Annotated in this window: 13 protein-coding genes; 12 read left to right on the top strand and 1 reads right to left on the bottom strand. The window is 34.9% G+C overall.

What is annotated here, in order from left to right; all coding sequences use genetic code 11:
• From Q0972_RS08475 to Q0972_RS08435, 9 genes are all read left to right on the top strand, one after another.
• Positions 1 to 244 (top strand): T9SS type A sorting domain-containing protein (locus Q0972_RS08475; RefSeq protein ID WP_299364829.1); only part of this gene is annotated, 244 nt, incomplete at its 5' end.
• 134 nt (positions 245 to 378) lie between these two features.
• Complete coding sequence (locus tag Q0972_RS08470; RefSeq protein ID WP_299364827.1) at positions 379 to 3,063, top strand: hypothetical protein; 2,685 nt, start codon at positions 379 to 381, stop codon at positions 3,061 to 3,063.
• Between the two features lie 128 nt (positions 3,064 to 3,191).
• A complete protein-coding gene (locus Q0972_RS08465) occupies positions 3,192 to 4,730 on the top strand; it encodes a YifB family Mg chelatase-like AAA ATPase (RefSeq protein WP_299364825.1) in 1,539 nt (512 codons plus the stop codon).
• A gap of 176 nt (positions 4,731 to 4,906) precedes the next feature.
• Positions 4,907 to 5,587 (top strand): response regulator, encoded by a 681-nt coding sequence (locus Q0972_RS08460; protein ID WP_299364823.1) that lies wholly within the window; start codon positions 4,907 to 4,909, stop codon positions 5,585 to 5,587.
• A 279-nt stretch (positions 5,588 to 5,866) separates the two neighbouring features.
• Positions 5,867 to 6,475 (top strand): hypothetical protein, encoded by a 609-nt coding sequence (locus Q0972_RS08455; RefSeq protein WP_299364820.1) that lies wholly within the window; start codon positions 5,867 to 5,869, stop codon positions 6,473 to 6,475.
• Between the two features lie 10 nt (positions 6,476 to 6,485).
• Complete coding sequence (locus Q0972_RS08450) at positions 6,486 to 8,189, top strand: hypothetical protein (RefSeq protein ID WP_299364818.1); 1,704 nt, start codon at positions 6,486 to 6,488, stop codon at positions 8,187 to 8,189.
• A gap of 141 nt (positions 8,190 to 8,330) precedes the next feature.
• Positions 8,331 to 9,605, top strand: coding sequence for a hypothetical protein (locus Q0972_RS08445; protein ID WP_299364816.1), 1,275 nt, complete (start codon positions 8,331 to 8,333; stop codon positions 9,603 to 9,605).
• Between the two features lie 101 nt (positions 9,606 to 9,706).
• Positions 9,707 to 10,261 (top strand): sigma-70 family RNA polymerase sigma factor, encoded by a 555-nt coding sequence (locus Q0972_RS08440; RefSeq protein ID WP_299364813.1) that lies wholly within the window; start codon positions 9,707 to 9,709, stop codon positions 10,259 to 10,261.
• Positions 10,258 to 11,625: a hypothetical protein gene (locus Q0972_RS08435; RefSeq protein ID WP_299364810.1), complete on the top strand. Its 1,368-nt coding sequence runs from the start codon at positions 10,258 to 10,260 to the stop codon at positions 11,623 to 11,625. The genes Q0972_RS08440 and Q0972_RS08435 overlap by 4 nt, the downstream gene beginning before the upstream one ends.
• Before the next feature lie 18 nt (positions 11,626 to 11,643).
• Here the strand turns inward: Q0972_RS08435 and Q0972_RS08430 are convergent, their stop codons facing one another.
• Positions 11,644 to 13,815, bottom strand: a complete 2,172-nt coding sequence (locus Q0972_RS08430; protein WP_299364808.1) for a hypothetical protein — start codon at positions 13,813 to 13,815, stop codon at positions 11,644 to 11,646.
• A 152-nt stretch (positions 13,816 to 13,967) separates the two neighbouring features.
• On the opposite strand from Q0972_RS08430, the gene Q0972_RS08425 reads away from it, so the two are divergent.
• The 3 genes from Q0972_RS08425 to pxpA are packed head-to-tail and all read left to right on the top strand — an operon-like array spanning position 13,968 to position 17,034.
• Positions 13,968 to 15,071 (top strand): DUF2891 domain-containing protein, encoded by a 1,104-nt coding sequence (locus tag Q0972_RS08425; RefSeq protein WP_299364805.1) that lies wholly within the window; start codon positions 13,968 to 13,970, stop codon positions 15,069 to 15,071.
• Positions 15,071 to 16,294, top strand: a complete 1,224-nt coding sequence (locus tag Q0972_RS08420; RefSeq protein ID WP_299364802.1) for an Nramp family divalent metal transporter — start codon at positions 15,071 to 15,073, stop codon at positions 16,292 to 16,294. Before Q0972_RS08425 ends, Q0972_RS08420 begins: the two co-directional genes overlap by 1 nt.
• Positions 16,294 to 17,034, top strand: coding sequence for a 5-oxoprolinase subunit PxpA (pxpA, locus tag Q0972_RS08415; RefSeq protein ID WP_299364800.1), 741 nt, complete (start codon positions 16,294 to 16,296; stop codon positions 17,032 to 17,034). The genes Q0972_RS08420 and pxpA overlap by 1 nt, the downstream gene beginning before the upstream one ends.
• Positions 17,035 to 17,037: the final 3 nt, after the last annotated feature.

Here is a 17,037-nt window from a genome sequence, read left to right as displayed (position 1 = left end):
TAAAGAGGAAGAATTACAGAGGGTCAGTTTATATCCAAATCCAGCAAACGATAAATTAGAAATAACATCAAGACTACCAATGGATGGTCTAAGCATCATGGATATCAATGGTCGCGAATTGGATAGGATAGAAGTATCTACTAAAAATTACACTTTGGATGTCTCAAGTTTATCAAAAGGGATTTACTTTTTGAAAATCCAATCTAGAGAATTTAAATCCACTCAGAAGTTTATAAAGAACTAATCTTTTGAATACAATTATTCAAGTTAAAATTGTTTTAAATCATTAGGATTGACTTTTTTTTGTAAATTTCAGGTATAAAATCCCTCAGACTTAAAATTAATTCTTGTTTGATCCTTTTATTTTAATTTTAAGCCATGGCCAAAAATCAAACTTCCAATGCCGTACAACCTTCCGGCAAAATACCATATAACCGTAATCCAGTAATTGAGTACATTAATAATGTAGTTATTGGTTTCAGTAGATTCCTTAAATCGTCTTATCTAAGTATCACCTTCATTGCCATTATTTTGGTTCTGGTGCAGTCTTTAGATCAGGCTAACACACTCTTAGTAGATATGGTAGAAAAGGACAAGTTTTCGCTGGTGCTTTGCTATGCCGTAATATCGTTTTTTGCAGCGGTACTATCACATTATCCAAGATATATATATTATTCAAAAGATATAAACGATAGTAAAGATGCCCATTCATGGTATGCGTATAAGCTTTGGTTGAATTACTACATATTTACCTTCAAGAGAATAGATAAGGACTATGCACAAGATTATAAGGCAAAATTCTTTAGGCAGGTACTAGGCTTAGTAATCTTCTCAATTTGGCATTATTATATCTATCAGGCGTTTCATCAGAAGCTCGTATTGATAGAAAGTATCGAGACATCTACAATAAAGTATATCACTATTGCTATAGCAGTTTTACCAGCATTGAGTTTAATAATTTTATTGCAACAACTGTATGTCTATCAAAATGGTATGAAAAAAGCCAAGCCCAATAATATGGCTTTGTATAACAGTATAGACCAGAAACGTAAAAAGTTTACCAGACGTGGTGCCTCAATACTTTTGGTTATGATGGTAGTGGTACTTGTAGCGGCAACTATAACATTAATTGTATTAGATTTTAGTCTAACAGGATACTGGCTACTGCAAATAATGACATTTTTAGTATCAATGTTATATGTTTTATTTAGAGTCTTTAGAGTCTATGTTATCTCTTATAATTTTAAATTCTATCATATTAGTAATAGCGTTGGTTTTCTGAGATTTTATTTGGTCATTTTTTTAATTCTGATTGGACACCTCGTTTATTCAAATTTTGCCGTCTATTATAATTTGAAGATAACTAATGCTATGTTTATGTTGTTGTCTTGTTTTTTCATTATCTATTACATTTTAGCATGTTCACTTAAATACTATTTTGTTCTAGATGTGTTAAAAGATCAGAAGGAGTACTTACTAAAAATAAGAACAAAAAAGCCTTCAATTACGCCGAAGGGCTATTTAAACAATTCAATGCTCATAAAGAAGGAGAATAGAAATAACTTAGAACCTCTAGATGATCAAAAGGAATTTGCCGAGCGTAGACGTCGTATATCTTCAATATTAACCATTCTGTTTATCATTATTTGTGTCATATCGTGTAGAGTTGAAAAACACGTTCACGAATTGGAAGTATTCAATACTGAAGATAAGTTATGTGATTCCATCAATAAAGCTAAAAATACAATTAAGATGGAGACATTTAAGACAAGGCTTTTAAAAAACGTTCCTGAAAATGAGTCGATGCTATTTGTTGCAGCTCATGGTGGTGGATTAAAGGCAAACATTTGGACTATGAAAGTTTTAAACGACATACAGAAAAAATCAAAAGGTAAATTCTTTAATCAGACCGTTTCCTTATCAGGAGCTTCAGGTGGTATGATGGGCTTGTCCTTATATTCTGTTTTAAGTGGAAAGTATCCAAATAACTATGAAGCCATTGCAAAAGAAATTGATACTGTGGCTTACGAAAACTTTGCCTCAAGAGATGTAGCATTTACATTTGGTGCTGACTTTGTTAGAAAATTAGCACCTTTCCATTTCATCGGAAAATACAGAGACCGTTCTTACTATGCCATGGTGCGGTATCAAAACATAGTAGAAAGTAAAAACTCAAGAACATTAAGTACAACATCTTTCAATACATTTTGGAAAGAAAACATTTATAAACCCAATGGCTATTATCCTTCTCTGATCGTAAATACGGCGAAAACCAGTGGTAAACGTGGTGTATTTTACTCAATAGATTATAGAGAAAATGGAAAGATATTTTCAAATTCGGATAAACTATCGCAACTAAATGAGGGGTTTATTGCCTTTTATGAGGCAGTGTCCACAACAAACAGGTTTCCTGCTTTGAGTCCAGCTGCAAAGATCAATGGTTATGGGCACTACATTGATGCTGGTGCTATTGATAATAGTGGTCTCTTAAGCTCTCTAGATTTGTACACCTATCTCCAAAGAGACAAGCGTTTTAAAAACAGACAAAAAGTCTTTGTGGAAATCAATAATGGAAAAAGTAGCTACATATGGTACCTTCTCAAGAAGTTTTCTGAAAATATTAAGAGTAAAAGAAGTAAATATCCAGAGCACATTTTTATTGAAGAAATAGAGCAAGATAATATCGTAGCCGATATTAAAACTGGGTTAAACCTCGATAAAATTCCACACTATTTGGCAGATTTTCTAGAAGGCTCGCAAAAGAAAGATACGCTTAAATACGTGCCTGTTTATTTACCGTTTCATATCGATATTGATGATATTGAAGATTTTATTGGTGGTGACATAGAATGTGAAGATTTGGAAGACGAGCTGCAATTGTTTTTGGAAATTCAAAATAAAAAATTAAAAATAGATCTTGATGATAACGGAAGTACTTGGACTACTTATGAGCCCACTTTGGCCAGACATCTAAGTAAGAGTACCATTAATTATTATAACAAAGTGATCAACGGTGAAATAATGAAAGCACAGGTAGATTCAGTGTTAAAGCTTTTAAAGTAAAATGATCACTATAACGCAAAAGCCATCGTGAGGACTAAAGCCGAGGTATTTGGTAAATAATATTTTTGTAGGAATTTTTGTATTCAATCCAGTTTTTCTACTTTTAGCCTACCAAATCTATTGAACCTATGCTAAATAAAGTTTATGGCAGTGCCGTTTTCGGTGTTGAAGCCACTACTATCACCGTTGAAGTCAATGTTGATAAAGGCATCGGCTATCATCTTGTTGGTCTCCCAGATAATGCCATAAAGGAAAGTAACTATCGAATTGCTGCGGCATTGCAGAATAATGGCTATCGCATTCCAGGGAAAAAAATTACTATCAATATGGCACCAGCTGATCTCCGCAAAGAAGGATCCGCTTATGATTTAACTTTGGCTGTTGGTATATTGACCGCTTCAAAGCAAATCAAGGCAGAGCGTTTGGAAGACTATCTCATTATGGGTGAGCTGTCCCTTGATGGTAGTTTGCAACCCATAAAAGGAGCTTTGCCTATAGCTGTAAAAGCTAGGGAAGAAGGTTTTAAAGGCTTTATTCTACCGAGTCAAAATGCCAAGGAAGCTGCTATAGTCAACGATTTAAAAGTCTATGGTGTTGATAATATTACCCAAGTTATCAACCACTTCGATAAAGATGAGCAACTAGAAGAAACCATAATAAATACAAGAGAAGAGTTTTATAAAAATCTTGATTTTCCTGAATTTGACTTCGCTGATGTTAAAGGTCAGGAAAGTATTAAACGTTGTATGGAGATAGCCGCAGCAGGTGGGCATAATATTATTCTCATTGGTCCACCTGGAAGCGGAAAAACCATGCTAGCTAAACGACTACCATCAATATTACCGCCAATGACCCTCTACGAAGCTTTAGAAACTACAAAGATTCATTCGGTAGTAGGTCGCATAAAAGCACACTCTGGTTTAATGGCACAACGTCCGTTTCGAAGTCCGCATCATACCATTAGTAATGTCGCCCTAGTCGGCGGTGGAAGCTATCCGCAACCTGGTGAGATTTCGCTCTCCCACAATGGCGTTTTGTTTCTTGATGAGCTACCAGAATTTAAACGCGAGGTCTTAGAAGTAATGCGTCAACCCTTAGAAGATCGGGAAGTTACTATTTCAAGAGCAAAGTTTACCGTAACCTATCCCTCCTCATTTATGTTAGTCGCCAGCATGAATCCGAGTCCTGGAGGCTATTTCAATGATCCTAATGCGCCAGTAACATCGAGTCCTGCCGAAATGCAACGTTATCTCAGTAAGATATCAGGACCGTTACTAGATCGTATCGATATTCATATCGAAGTGACGCCTGTTCCTTTTGAAAAGCTTTCGGACGATAGAAAGGGCGAATCATCAGTAGAAATAAGGAAGCGCGTTACCACAGCACGAGAACTGCAGACCAAACGTTTTCAGGATTTAGACAACGTACATTACAATGCCCAGATGAACACCAAACAAATCCGTGAGTATTGCAAATTAGATGAAGTATCGTTGCAGTTATTAAAATCAGCGATGGAGCGTCTGAATTTATCAGCCAGAGCCTATGATAGAATATTGAAAGTCGCCAGAACCATTGCCGATCTGGAACACTCTGAAAGTGTTTTGGGAAATCACATCAGCGAAGCCATTCAGTACCGAAGTTTGGATCGCGAAGGTTGGTTAGGGTAGTTTAGATGAAAATGCTAAAGAGTTTTTTGATGTTTTTTAATGGTTTTCACTATATAATTATATCAATTTTTGAATAACAGTGTTATAAAAAATCTCGGTTCGGGTTATAAAATACGTAGTTATACGTATAGTTTTAAGCTTTTAAAAGTTTTAAATTGCATAATGATTTTATTCATATGCTGGCTAGGAGATTAAAATTAAAAAGCAAAACAAAAGTTTTAATTGTTGACGATCACCCCATTATTGCAGATGGGTATAAGAATGCCTTAAGTTACGGAATTGAAGAGGAGATTGTTTTTGATTTGGCTTTAAACTGTCAAGAAGCTGTCTTAAAGATTAGTACTGCCCAAGAACAATTTGACATTATATTTCTAGATATTAACCTACCTTCCTATAAAAAAATGAGGTTATATTCAGGTGAAGATCTGGGTATATGGATAAGAGAACATTATCCAGAAATTAAATTGCTTGTACTTACCTGCCATAATGATGAGTTAAGGCTAAACGAAATATGTGAGTCTTTAAGTCCAGAAGGATTTCTTATTAAATCTGAAGCTACTTCTGTTGATGTCGTATCAGCATTCAAAGATATTAAAAACGGTAAGATTGCTTTAGGACCAAGAGTATCACAAGTGCTTCTCCACAGATCAGAAAAAAAGATTCATCTTGATGATATCGATATTAAGATTCTCAAGGAACTTTCAAACGGTACAAAGACAATAGATCTGCCCAAATATGTACCACTTTCAAAATCGGGTATTGAGAAAAGAAAACGCCAGCTAAAACAATACTTCAACAAAATATCAGATACAGACAGAGAGTTGATTCTTAGCGCTCGAAAACGTGGATATCTATAGTTAGAAGAGTAAGCAAAATGCTTACTCAATTTGAGGTTATTTTCTTCCTTTTATTCTCTTGCCCAAATATCTTTAAGGTAGTGTGTTTAGCACTCAATGTAATCTTATAAATGGACTGCCTATGGAATAAAAACAGAAGAATAATTTGAGATATAAACTACACACATCGGTAGTGTCTCGCAGGTGTAAAATAGCAATTCTAAGGGCGTATTAAAAATAACATTTTAGGATTTCTATTACAGACAAATGGGTTATTTTATAGACCCACAAACAATAAAAATGAATAAAAATATTATTACTTCGGTACTCTTAACTCTTCTAATATTTCCAATGTTTGCACAGAAAGAAGTAAGCTCTAACATAGATCAATACAGAAATAAGGGCTATTTTAACATTACAAAGTTTGGATATATTTTTGTTGGTGACGCTACACTCGAAACCTTTTCACCAGAAGAAGGCGTAGTTGTTACTAGTCTCCCCACGGATAAAGCAGGTGCATTTACATTGCATACTATCAATGGCTACTTCTTTAATCCATACTTTTCACTCGGTTTGGGTTTTGGTCTTGATGGCTATAGAAATCCACGATACAACACACTTCCTGTGTATCTTGACCTAAGAGGTTATTTCAATGATGCATTGACAAGCCCCTATGCTTTTTTAAACTATGGAACATTAGTTAAAATTGAAAATGGGCCAAAAAATGGGAATATGTTCAACATCGGTGTAGGTTATAAATTACCTCTTAATGATGATAGTCGATTTGTACTGGTTGGCGACATAGCATACAGTTATAAGGCAGTTAGCAATGATGGAGAGTCTATACGAAACTCAAACAGCTACGTAAGACTTAAAGGAGTTATGCTCAGTATTGGAGTAATGTTTTAAATTACAACTTATGAAAATACTTAAAAATGTCACACTTATGGCATTGTTTTTTATTGCAGTTAGCTGTAGTAAAGATTTAGACAACATTAGCGAAAACACCCTAAACCCTGTAGATTCAGTTGAACTAAAAGACGGGATACTTGTATTCTCATCGAAAGACTTTCTTATTCGCAAAGTAGATGAGATTAAAGACATGAAACAAGAACAGAAAGAACAATTCCTTTACAAATTCTATAATCAAGGTTTTAAGCCTCTTTTTCCAAGATACAGGGATGATGATAATACTAAGTTAGGCGAATTTGCCCAACGAAAAAAAGAACGGTTAAGTAAGTTGGTTTATGGCGACAATCAAATGTTAGGAGGAAAAAGAGTTCCTACTGAAATAGATGAAGATGGTGAATTGGTTGAAGAATTTGACGATGATCTGATATCTGATGACGATTTTGCTTCGGTATTAAATGATCAACGTGAAGTTATTGTCGGCGATTCTTTATATAAATTTACCTATGAGGGTCTTTTTTCTGTTAAGACAGCAGATAAACCATTGTTAGATACATATATTGAGGATAACAATATTGAGTATCTAGTGGAGGCTAATGAGAGCATTATCAGAGGAGAGATTATGGTAACACCTGATATTAAAAAACAAGTTCCTACTGTACAAGATTTACAATACGTAAATAATTGTCACGACAATCCTTCGATTGATGCAGCTCCTGATTACTCAATATCAGAATACTTAGAGGACGGTCCATGTAACGACTACGGTGGTGGTGGAAGTTACGGTGGTGGAAGTTCTGGAGGCGGTTCAAGTGGTGGATCAAATCCTCCTCCGACCGATCACACAGCTTCATTGGTTGCCTTTGTACAAAATTTAGAAGCTTGTAAGACAATAAATGGATTCTTAGATAGCGGTTTTGGAATTTTTGGAGTTAGCAAAAAGTGTTACGATAACTTTAGTTCAAAATACCGTACCAAGACGAAGTACTACAAGGAAAACTATTTAATTTACAACGCCATAGGTGTAAAGGTAAAACATCAAAAGAAAGGATGGACAGGCTTATGGAGAGCAAAAAGTACTAATGAGGTTGCGCTTATGATTAGCCAAGCTTCGTTTAAGTATACGATCAATATTCCAAATTTCCCAAGTATTTATGCACCACCTAAGTTTTATTTCTTCGAAAACAAGATTTTCAATAGCCAGGGACAACTGCAAAACTACGCTAATGCTATTTATAAGCCGCCATTCCCAGAGGTTCCTTTTGTAAGTGAAGTAACAGTTACAGAATTTATTAATCACGCTACTGGAGCCGATCTTTCAGTTTCTGATTTGCGAGAGAATTTCTATGCAGGAACGTGGCAGATAGCCAAAGCCATTGTGAATAGCCAAAAAGGTAGAGATCCAAAGAATGTAACACATATCCTTTACAGTCCAACAAAAGTTTATCTAACTTATATAGATTTAGAAAATCGAAAACTAAATACTAAGAAGATAACAAAAGTCTTTGATTGGAATTTTGGTATTGGATTTAAGTTCAATGTGAATATCGATGGCCAAGGAAATCTTTCAACTGATTTAATAAGTGATTTTGGCTTTGATAAAATAAAAATTCCGAAGCTCTATGATTATGATGATGTAAAAATCGACTTTGTGGGAGTAACTCGACGTGGTGATACATGGAAAGGAAGTAGATTGGTCTATAAGGATGAATAAATGACGTGTAATTAGACTAAAGAGGCGTTTGCAATACTCAAGGCAAACGCCTCTTTTTGTTTTAAAGTAGTTAACTGCCAGTTTTTTTATAAAACACTGCAACCTTTTATACTTTTTTCATCTTATAAGAAAACAGTCCATATGAAACACAAAATTTTACCCTTAGTCCTAGTTGTAACCATGTGCTTGCAACTTATTAGTTGTAATGATGATGATTCAAACGACTTTCTAGATCAAGTAGCCGTAACGGTTCCCGTGATAAAGTCTAAATCCGATTTTCGAGACGCGGTATCAATTGAAGGTGCGCAACCTACAAATTCAGACGGTAAGATATATGTTTATAATAATTTGCTGTTTTATATAGCACAGAATTCGGGTATACATATATTTGATAATCAAAATCCAGAATCTCCCCAAAACCTTACGTTTATTCAGTTAGAAGGCGTTAATGACATTTCTGTAAAGAACAATATTTTATACGCAGATAACTTTATGGATTTGGTAGTGTTTGATATTAGCGATATAGAAAACATTCAAATGGTGAATGTAGAAGAGGATATGTTACCTTATTACGCAACATTTCCTGATGATGTGTCTTACTATCAATCCAATTTTTCTGTAGGTGAAGATGAGTTTATAGCATATTATACCACCGTCTATATGGAAAGGGACGAAGCAGAAAATAACCCAGATATATATAACTGGGATACTAATCTTTTCTTAGAGGTTTTTGATGGTGCTGTTATCGCCAATGATATTGGTACTGGAGGCTCTTATGCGAAATTTCAGATTTTTAACAATGCCTTATACACTATAGACGATTATTTGTTATACACCTTTGATATTACAAATTACAATAATATTTCGCTAGTGGCCCAAACTTGGATGGAAAGCTGGTTTGGTGGAGGTATACTCGAAACTACATTTATTAGAAAAGATTATTTATTCATAGGAGCAACAAACGGAATGCATATTGTTGGTTTGCAAAATGAGTTTAATCCAACGTACATATCGTCGTTTTTACATGCAACCGGTTGTGATCCAGTTGTCGTAGAGGAAGATACGGCCTATATAACTGTAAGAGGCGGTAATGGTTGCGGTGCAATAGAAGACCAGATTAATGTCATTGATGTTTCAGATATTAGTGCACCTCAAGAATATTCAACATACTTTTTGTCAAGTCCATATGGTTTGGGAATAAAAAACCAAGTACTCTATGTTTGCAATGATGATGGTATAAATGTGTTTGATGCCCACGACCCTTATAATATAACACTAGAAAACACCTACGAAATTAATTCGAAGGATGTAATTCCATTATCGACGCATCTTATTTCCGTGGGAGAAAATATAATTCATCAGTACGATTATACAGATGATTTTGGACTAGAGCTAATAAGTACAGTTCAATTTTAAAAACTTATCGTAAAAAAACTTAACGATAGGTAATTGGTCTATTGATGTCTTAAGTTATTAATAAATTTAACCTTATCAATAACATATAGATTAGTGCCAGTTTGAATAAAGAACTACGAATACTCATACAAAAGTGTGTTGAGAAGGATAGGGAAGGGCAGCGCGAATTATACAAGCTGCTCTCTCCTGTATTGTATGGTATTTGTCTAAAGTATATGAAAACTAAGACTGAGGCAGATGATGTCTTTCAGGATGCCTTTATCATTTTGTTTCAAAAGATCCATCAATATCAATACAAAGGAAGCTTTGAGGGATGGGCAAAGCGCATTTTTGTGAATGAAGCATTAGAGGTTTTAAGGAAAAAACAACGCCAACTTCATATAGCAATAGAAGATGCTTATGAGGATGATAGTGTTGAGGACAATGCCTGCGTGTTTGATATTGATATTTCCCAAGATGAATTATTAAAGCATATACAACAATTACCAGATAATTATAGGATTATATTCAATCTTTTTGTTTTAGAGGGTTACAGCCATAAGGCAATTGCAAACAAGTTGAAAATGGCCGTAGGAACATCAAAGTCGTTGTTAAGCAGGGCAAAAAGTATATTAAGAGCAAAAATTAATGAGGAATTAAGTAAAAAAGTGTCATGATGAAGGATAATATTGAAGAGATATATGAAGCGCTAAAAACCTTTTCTAAGGAGCCTCCTGAAGAGTTATGGGACAACATAGAAGAGCGACTTCATCCCAAAAAGAAGCAAAGAGGCCTGTTTTGGTTTTGGGGTTCAGCTGCAGCTGTTTTAGTAGTGTTTGTTGGATATATGCTAACAAATACGTCTCCCGATAATAATCAACCCGTGAAGAAAGTAACGAATATAGAGCACGATATAGATAGCCTTACAAATGATACCTCGAAGGATGAAAATATTAACACTATAAAACAAGCAGTTACAATAACTGAAGAAGAAAATGCTTTACCAAAGAGCTCTGAAAATAATAAAGCGGGCATTGATAATTTAGTTAAGCAAAAAGAAAAAAGGGAAAGTTTATCTGAGCATTTGGTAGAAGAAAGCCAAGACAAAAAAGGCACTAAGACTAGATATGACCAGAACTATGCCGTAGTGACTAGTGAAGAAGAAAAAAGTAAATCTAATAGCAATGAAGAACAAATATCAAAAAAAGTGCATACAAGCATAATGGACCTTACAAAAGAAGAAGGTATTGCAGACAATGACTCCATTGTGAAGCTTAAGGAGCCTTCCTTGTTGGATATTTCTGAAGAGCTAATAGCCGATAACAAGAGTACTAAAGACACACTGAATACTAGAGTAGAAGGAATTTCTAAATGGTCAGTTGAGGTTCTGGGAGGTGTGTCAAATACAGCTTCTGATGCATCTATTCAAGGTGCTTCGGTAAGTACCTCATCGCAAAACAATTTTGTGTACACCTTAAAGGTTGGGTATGCACTTTCCGATAGGTTGATTATAAAGTCTGGTATTGGAAATAATGTATTGGGACAAGAGATAAATAATATTGCTTATGTAAGTTCAGATGCCTCCCTTTTTGCTGGAGATATTCAAAACTTAGTAAGTAGTGAAGAAATACTATTTGTTAATTCCCCAGGATTTGCTAGTAACGATGGAGGTTCAGAGACTATCACTGATGTGGGGACACTACAGCAACAGTTTAACTATGTTCAGATACCATTAGAGTTTTCATATCATGTACTGAAAAATCAAAAATATACTTTGTCATTAGGTATTGGCGGTAATGTTAACTTTTTAACAGAAAATAGGGCTTTTCTAGATGACGAGCAAATTGGGGAGAGCTTGGGTGTTGATACAACGGTTTTTGGTGCAACGCTAAACTCGAATGTTTCATATCAATTAACCAAACGTATGAATCTATTTTTAGAACCAAGCTATAATTACTTTCAAAAGCCCATAAACAATTCAAATCAAGAATTCTCTAATACGCAATTAAGATTTTTATTTGGAATACGATATAAGCTTTAAGGGTCTAGGAAAGTAAGTCTAATCATCCTTTAAAAAATAATTAGTTGTATTTTCATCATTGACACTATCTCTCCATTCAAAAGACAAGTCCTCACCAACAATAAAACTATAACTCTTAGAAGCCATTTTACCAGATGGGTCCTTTTCAAAGCCCATCATGGTTCCCAAACGTGTTAAATCCATATAGCGATTTTCAGATATGGGCAATAATTCTACCTTAGCCAGTTCAGTTTTGGCATCTTTACGCTTATAATAAAATTTGCCATCTTCTATCCAAAATTTGCGTGGTCCATAAGAACCTGCAAACTTTTTGTACTGTATTAAAATAGAGTCTTGGTCTTTGTTCTGGATATATTTTAAATGTGACAAGATGTTTGAGAGATAAGCGTGTTTAGGGTTGCTTTCAATAGCCTTTTCATACAATGGTATGGCTTGGTCGATATCATTACTTTCAAAAGCATTATTCGCAGCTAAAATGTCATCATCCAACTTCCAAAAAAATCGGTTGTCGGTAGCTCTCCAAAAAAATTGGTAAGTGCTAATTCCAATAACTTTTCCATTGGTATTCTCCTTAATGAGTTCAACATAAAAGGTGTCTCCCAATAGAAAACCACCACCAATTGCTTCTTGTCCAGCAGGTACTAGAGGTCGCATCTTTTGATTCTTTAAATATTGAACGAGGCGATCACCATTAATCCAAAACTCTAGCATTTGTTCGTTAACACTAGATCGATAGACGCCGACGAAGTGGTTTAGGTTTTCAATTTTCGGTTGATTGTTTTCATAATATTTAAAGATGGAGTCGTATGCCCTGAATCTATTGGTGTTTTTAGGTTCTGCTAACTTGTGTTCTTCAAAAATAGCTTTAGCCTCTTTTAGGTCGCCTTTAAAAATTAAAGGTTCTAGTTTTAGAACTTTTAAATCAGGATTAATAAGTTCAAAAGGCGCTAGTGCTTTCAAAAAATCATCATCATTGCCACTCGCTAGAGATGCCACACCTAAGCCTAGTCCACTTTCATTACTTGGGTCTTTCCTAAATAAGGCTTCGGCAGCTTTAAGATAATCTTCCACATTCTTCGTTTCACCGTAAATGGAAAACAAGACGTTATTATAAAAATCATTACTAGGATCAACTTCCAACTGAAGTTTTACCTGTGCTTCTGCCTCTTCATATTTATTATATGCTAAACTTCGTTGAATATAAACTTCGAGTTGTTTTTGCAAAGGCAACTTGCTTTTATGTGTAAATGCCTTGTCAATGATGTCTTGTGTTTCTAGTTTTCCTTTATTGTAGGCGGTACTTACCTTAGCTTCCTCTAAATAAGCTAGCGCAAACGTCTCGTCTAAGTTATAAGCTCTTCTGAACTTTTTATCAACGTAAGCTTCAATAGCAGGTAATGAACTACTCATAAATTCACTGATGGGTAAATCTATATAATTGAGTTTATTACTTTCAACAAACCCTACTGATGCGGTAATAAATACACTTACATCATCGAGTAACTTTAGCACATCTGGTCCTTTAAACGTCTGTGTTTTCAGAGATTTACCGTTGGTTGCCTTTCTTACATGGGCAGTGATTTCATAATCATTACCTATTTTTTGATAGTTGCCATCAACATAATAATCATAGAATAAAGACGCAGTTCTTATTTTAGCAGAGGTATTAGCTTCGCCTATATAGTCTGGACTTAAATTCTTGTTCTGTAGGAGATCTTCATTCAATAATTTTCCAATACCCCATTGTAACCATGTAGTCGTGCTGTCACTATTGGTTTGCTCAAAATTAAAAATTGGAACACCAATTCTAAACTCTTCTTTTGTAATGGTTTTAGTTTGTGCTTCACCCTGATCGTCCGTATAATTGATCTTTTTGGTAGTAGCACCAAGATCGCTATTGCCAAATCCAAAATACAATGCGATAAATAGAATGATAAAATTTAGAGGAATGAATATCTTTTCCCTAAGTTTTACAATGCGTTTGCTAAGGCGTTCTTGATGGTAAAGATAGATAAGCAAAGAAGGGCTAATACCAATAAAAAACCATAATAAAATATCTACCCAATGGGGCGAAACATTATAACGGTTTAAAACCCAATCTACAAATTGTAAAAAAGTCCATGCGGCAACCAGATAGGCGGCAAAGAATTTAAGAGTGTTAATCCATCTCTTTTTTACTTCAGGTGACATTACAATTAATTATTAATGGTTACCGGTTAATCCTAGTCAGGAAAAATTCAAGCTTAAAGATAAACAGTATTCTTAGGATTTCAAGGGTGTTAGTATAAAACTTAAATAAAACTGCATTTTAATGTATTTTTACTACACCAATAACTAACTTTATGAAATACGTTATCTCTATCTATGTTTTTGGTTTACTTTTTAGTTGTCAAAATTCAAAAAAAGTTACACCTACAATTACCCATATTGCTATAGTAGAAATCCCAAAACTAAATTTAGAACAGGCCAATCGTCTCGCAGAATTACCTTTGGCTTGTATTGGCACAGAATACCCTAACAAATTAGGTCAGACTCTAGGAAGTGATGATGACTTACAATCACCTCAAGAATTACATCCTGCATTTTATGGTTGTTTCGATTGGCACTCTGCAGTACATGGTCATTGGAGTTTAGTGAGTTTAATACGGCAGTTCCCCAATTTAGAAAGTAAAGTTGAAATCAATCAAAGGTTATTGCAAAGTATTTCTAAAGATAATATTGAGAGAGAGATAGACTATTTTAATGGAGAACACAACAAATCTTATGAGCGTACCTATGGCTGGGCTTGGTTGCTAAAACTAGCTGAAGAGTTGCACAATTGGGACTATGATATAGCTAAAAAGGTAGAAATTAACCTTCAGCCATTAACAGACCTTATAGTAAATCGTTATTTAGAGTTTTTACCTAAGCTCAATTACCCAATTCGAGTAGGAGAGCATCCAAATACTGCATTTGGATTAAGCTTTGCATACGATTACGCTTTAACAGTTAACCATACCAAATTAAAAACATTAATAGAAAAAAGAGCTAAGGATTTCTATATGAATGATGAGTCTTGTCCGCTTAGCTGGGAACCGAGCGGATTCGATTTTTTGTCACCTTGTTTAGAGGAAGCGGCCTTAATGAAGCGTGTTTTATCAGTGGAGGAATTTAGAATTTGGATAGATAAATTTTTACCCCAACTTAAGTCTAAATCCTTTCAAATTGAAACAGGTAAAGTATCGGACAGAACAGATGGGAAACTAGTGCATCTCGATGGTGTCAATTTTTCTAGGGCTTGGAGTCTAAATTATATTGCTAAAGATTTACCAGAGTATGATCATCTTAAAAATATAGCTAATCAGCACATTAATTATTCACTGTCTAATATTGTGGGAGATAGCTATGAAGGCGGGCACTGGTTAGGTAGTTTTGCAATTTATGCTTTAAATTCAATAGAAAACTAGTGAAAAACATTTTTAGACATATTGGTCCAGGACCTCTGGTAGCTGCCGCTTTTATTGGCCCAGGAACAGTGACTGTGTGCACTTTAGCAGGTGTAAATTTCGGAAATGCGCTACTATGGGCTATGGTATTATCTATTATAGCCACGATTGTTTTGCAAGAAATGGCAGCTCGCCTAGGGGTGATCTCCCAAAAAGGATTGGCAGAAATTATAAGGGAAGAAATAAAGCATCCTATCGCAAAAGGATTTGCCATTTTTTTAATACTGAGTGCTATTGTAGTGGGTAATGCAGCATACGAAGCAGGAAATATTAGTGGTGGTGCATTGGGTTTGGAAACCATATTTGGAAGCCCAAATGTTGGGATTGGTGAATTTAATTTCAAAGTCTTGCCTTTGGTGATTGGTATAGTAGCATTTATAGTGCTTTATTTGAGCAATTATAAGATTTTAGAGCGCTTTTTGGTGGGTTTGGTAGTATTATTGAGTCTTGCCTTTTTAATTACAGCATTTCTTACAAAACCTAATCTGTTAGACATATTAAAAGGCGCTTTGATTCCAAATGCGCCAGAAAAGAGTATTCTTACCATTGTTGGGCTTATTGGTACAACCGTTGTCCCCTATAATCTCTTCTTGCATGCATCTTTGGCAAAAACCAAATGGAAAAACCAAGCGGATTTAAGTTATGCTAGAAAAGATACCGTAATAGCAGTAATTTTAGGAGGTGTGGTATCCATGAGCATAATTATATCAGCTTCGGCAATTCAATCGCAAGAAATTTCTAATGCTTCAGATTTGGCAATGGGATTACAGCCTTTATTTGGTATTTATGCTAAGCACTTTTTATCAATAGGTCTGTTCGCAGCAGGAATAACAAGCGCCATTACAGCACCATTAGCGGCAGCTTTTGTTGCTAGTGGTTGCTTGGGATGGGAGCCGAGTCTCAAATCTCTAAAATTTAGAACAGTTTGGATATTAATACTAATATTAGGGATAGTTTTTTCAGCGATTGGTTTTAAGTCTATTGAGATCATAAAATTTGCTCAAGTCGCCAACGGTTTATTATTGCCAATTATAGCTGGGTTTTTACTTTGGGTGATGAATAAAACATCTGTTTTAGGGACTTATAAAAATTCAAAATTTCAAAATGGTTTAGGGTTTATCATTGTCTTAATAACCATAGGCCTCGGCCTCAAGGGTGTATTAAGCGTTTTTAATCTAATTTAATGTATAACTATTCAATAGATATCAATGCTGATGTAGGTGAGGGTTTAAATAATGAAGCCCATTTAATGCCTTACCTTTCTTCTTGTAATATTGCCTGTGGTGGTCATGCAGGTAACTTGCAAACCATGATGGAGGTTGTGAAGCTAGCCAAAGCGCATAAGGTTAAAATTGGTGCGCATCCATCATTTCCCGACAAAGTAAACTTCGGGAGGACGGTTATGGACATGTCTGCGGCAGATTTGTATACTACTTTAAAGCAACAAATTAGGGCATTGCAAAAGGTGCTTTACGCAGAGCGAGCTCAATTGCATCATATTAAGCCACATGGTGCTTTGTATAACTTGGCAGCCAAAGATATAAAAACAGCTAGTGTTATTATCGAAGTTGTAAAAAGTATAGCATTGCCAATACAACTTTATGTGCCATACCAATCTGTTATAGCTAAGCAAGCCAAAAACGAAAAAATCAATGTGGTTTATGAGGGCTTTGCAGATAGAAATTATAACCCTGATTTATCGTTAGTTTCTAGAAAGAATAATAGTGCTATTTTGACTGATAATAATGAAATTTTGAGTCATATATTGGGTATGATAAAGCATCAAAAATTAACGACGGTTAATGGTGAGAAAGTGGCGATTAAAGCATCAACGTTTTGTGTACATGGTGACAACAAAAATGCAATTCAAATTTTAAAATTTTTAAAGTTGGAATTGCCAAAAAACGATATAGGAATTCAATAAAAT

The sequence above is a fragment of the Winogradskyella sp. genome (assembly GCF_028282165.1).
GTDB lineage: Bacteria > Bacteroidota > Bacteroidia > Flavobacteriales > Flavobacteriaceae > Winogradskyella.
This window is presented reverse-complemented; position numbering and strand designations above follow the sequence as displayed.

What these genes read in the sequence shown, in the direction of transcription:
- Q0972_RS08470 (WP_299364827.1), top strand. Translation starts at nt 379, where the DNA reads ATGGCCAAAAATCAAACTTCCAATGCCGTACAACCTTCCGGCAAAATA.
- Q0972_RS08465 (WP_299364825.1), top strand. Translation starts at nt 3,192, where the DNA reads ATGCTAAATAAAGTTTATGGCAGTGCCGTTTTCGGTGTTGAAGCCACT.
- Q0972_RS08460 (WP_299364823.1), top strand. Translation starts at nt 4,907, where the DNA reads ATGCTGGCTAGGAGATTAAAATTAAAAAGCAAAACAAAAGTTTTAATT.
- Q0972_RS08455 (WP_299364820.1), top strand. Translation starts at nt 5,867, where the DNA reads ATGAATAAAAATATTATTACTTCGGTACTCTTAACTCTTCTAATATTT.
- Q0972_RS08450 (WP_299364818.1), top strand. Translation starts at nt 6,486, where the DNA reads ATGAAAATACTTAAAAATGTCACACTTATGGCATTGTTTTTTATTGCA.
- Q0972_RS08445 (WP_299364816.1), top strand. Translation starts at nt 8,331, where the DNA reads ATGAAACACAAAATTTTACCCTTAGTCCTAGTTGTAACCATGTGCTTG.
- Q0972_RS08435 (WP_299364810.1), top strand. Translation starts at nt 10,258, where the DNA reads ATGATGAAGGATAATATTGAAGAGATATATGAAGCGCTAAAAACCTTT.
- Q0972_RS08430 (WP_299364808.1), bottom strand. Translation starts at nt 13,815, where the DNA reads ATGTCACCTGAAGTAAAAAAGAGATGGATTAACACTCTTAAATTCTTT.
- Q0972_RS08425 (WP_299364805.1), top strand. Translation starts at nt 13,968, where the DNA reads ATGAAATACGTTATCTCTATCTATGTTTTTGGTTTACTTTTTAGTTGT.
- pxpA (WP_299364800.1), top strand. Translation starts at nt 16,294, where the DNA reads ATGTATAACTATTCAATAGATATCAATGCTGATGTAGGTGAGGGTTTA.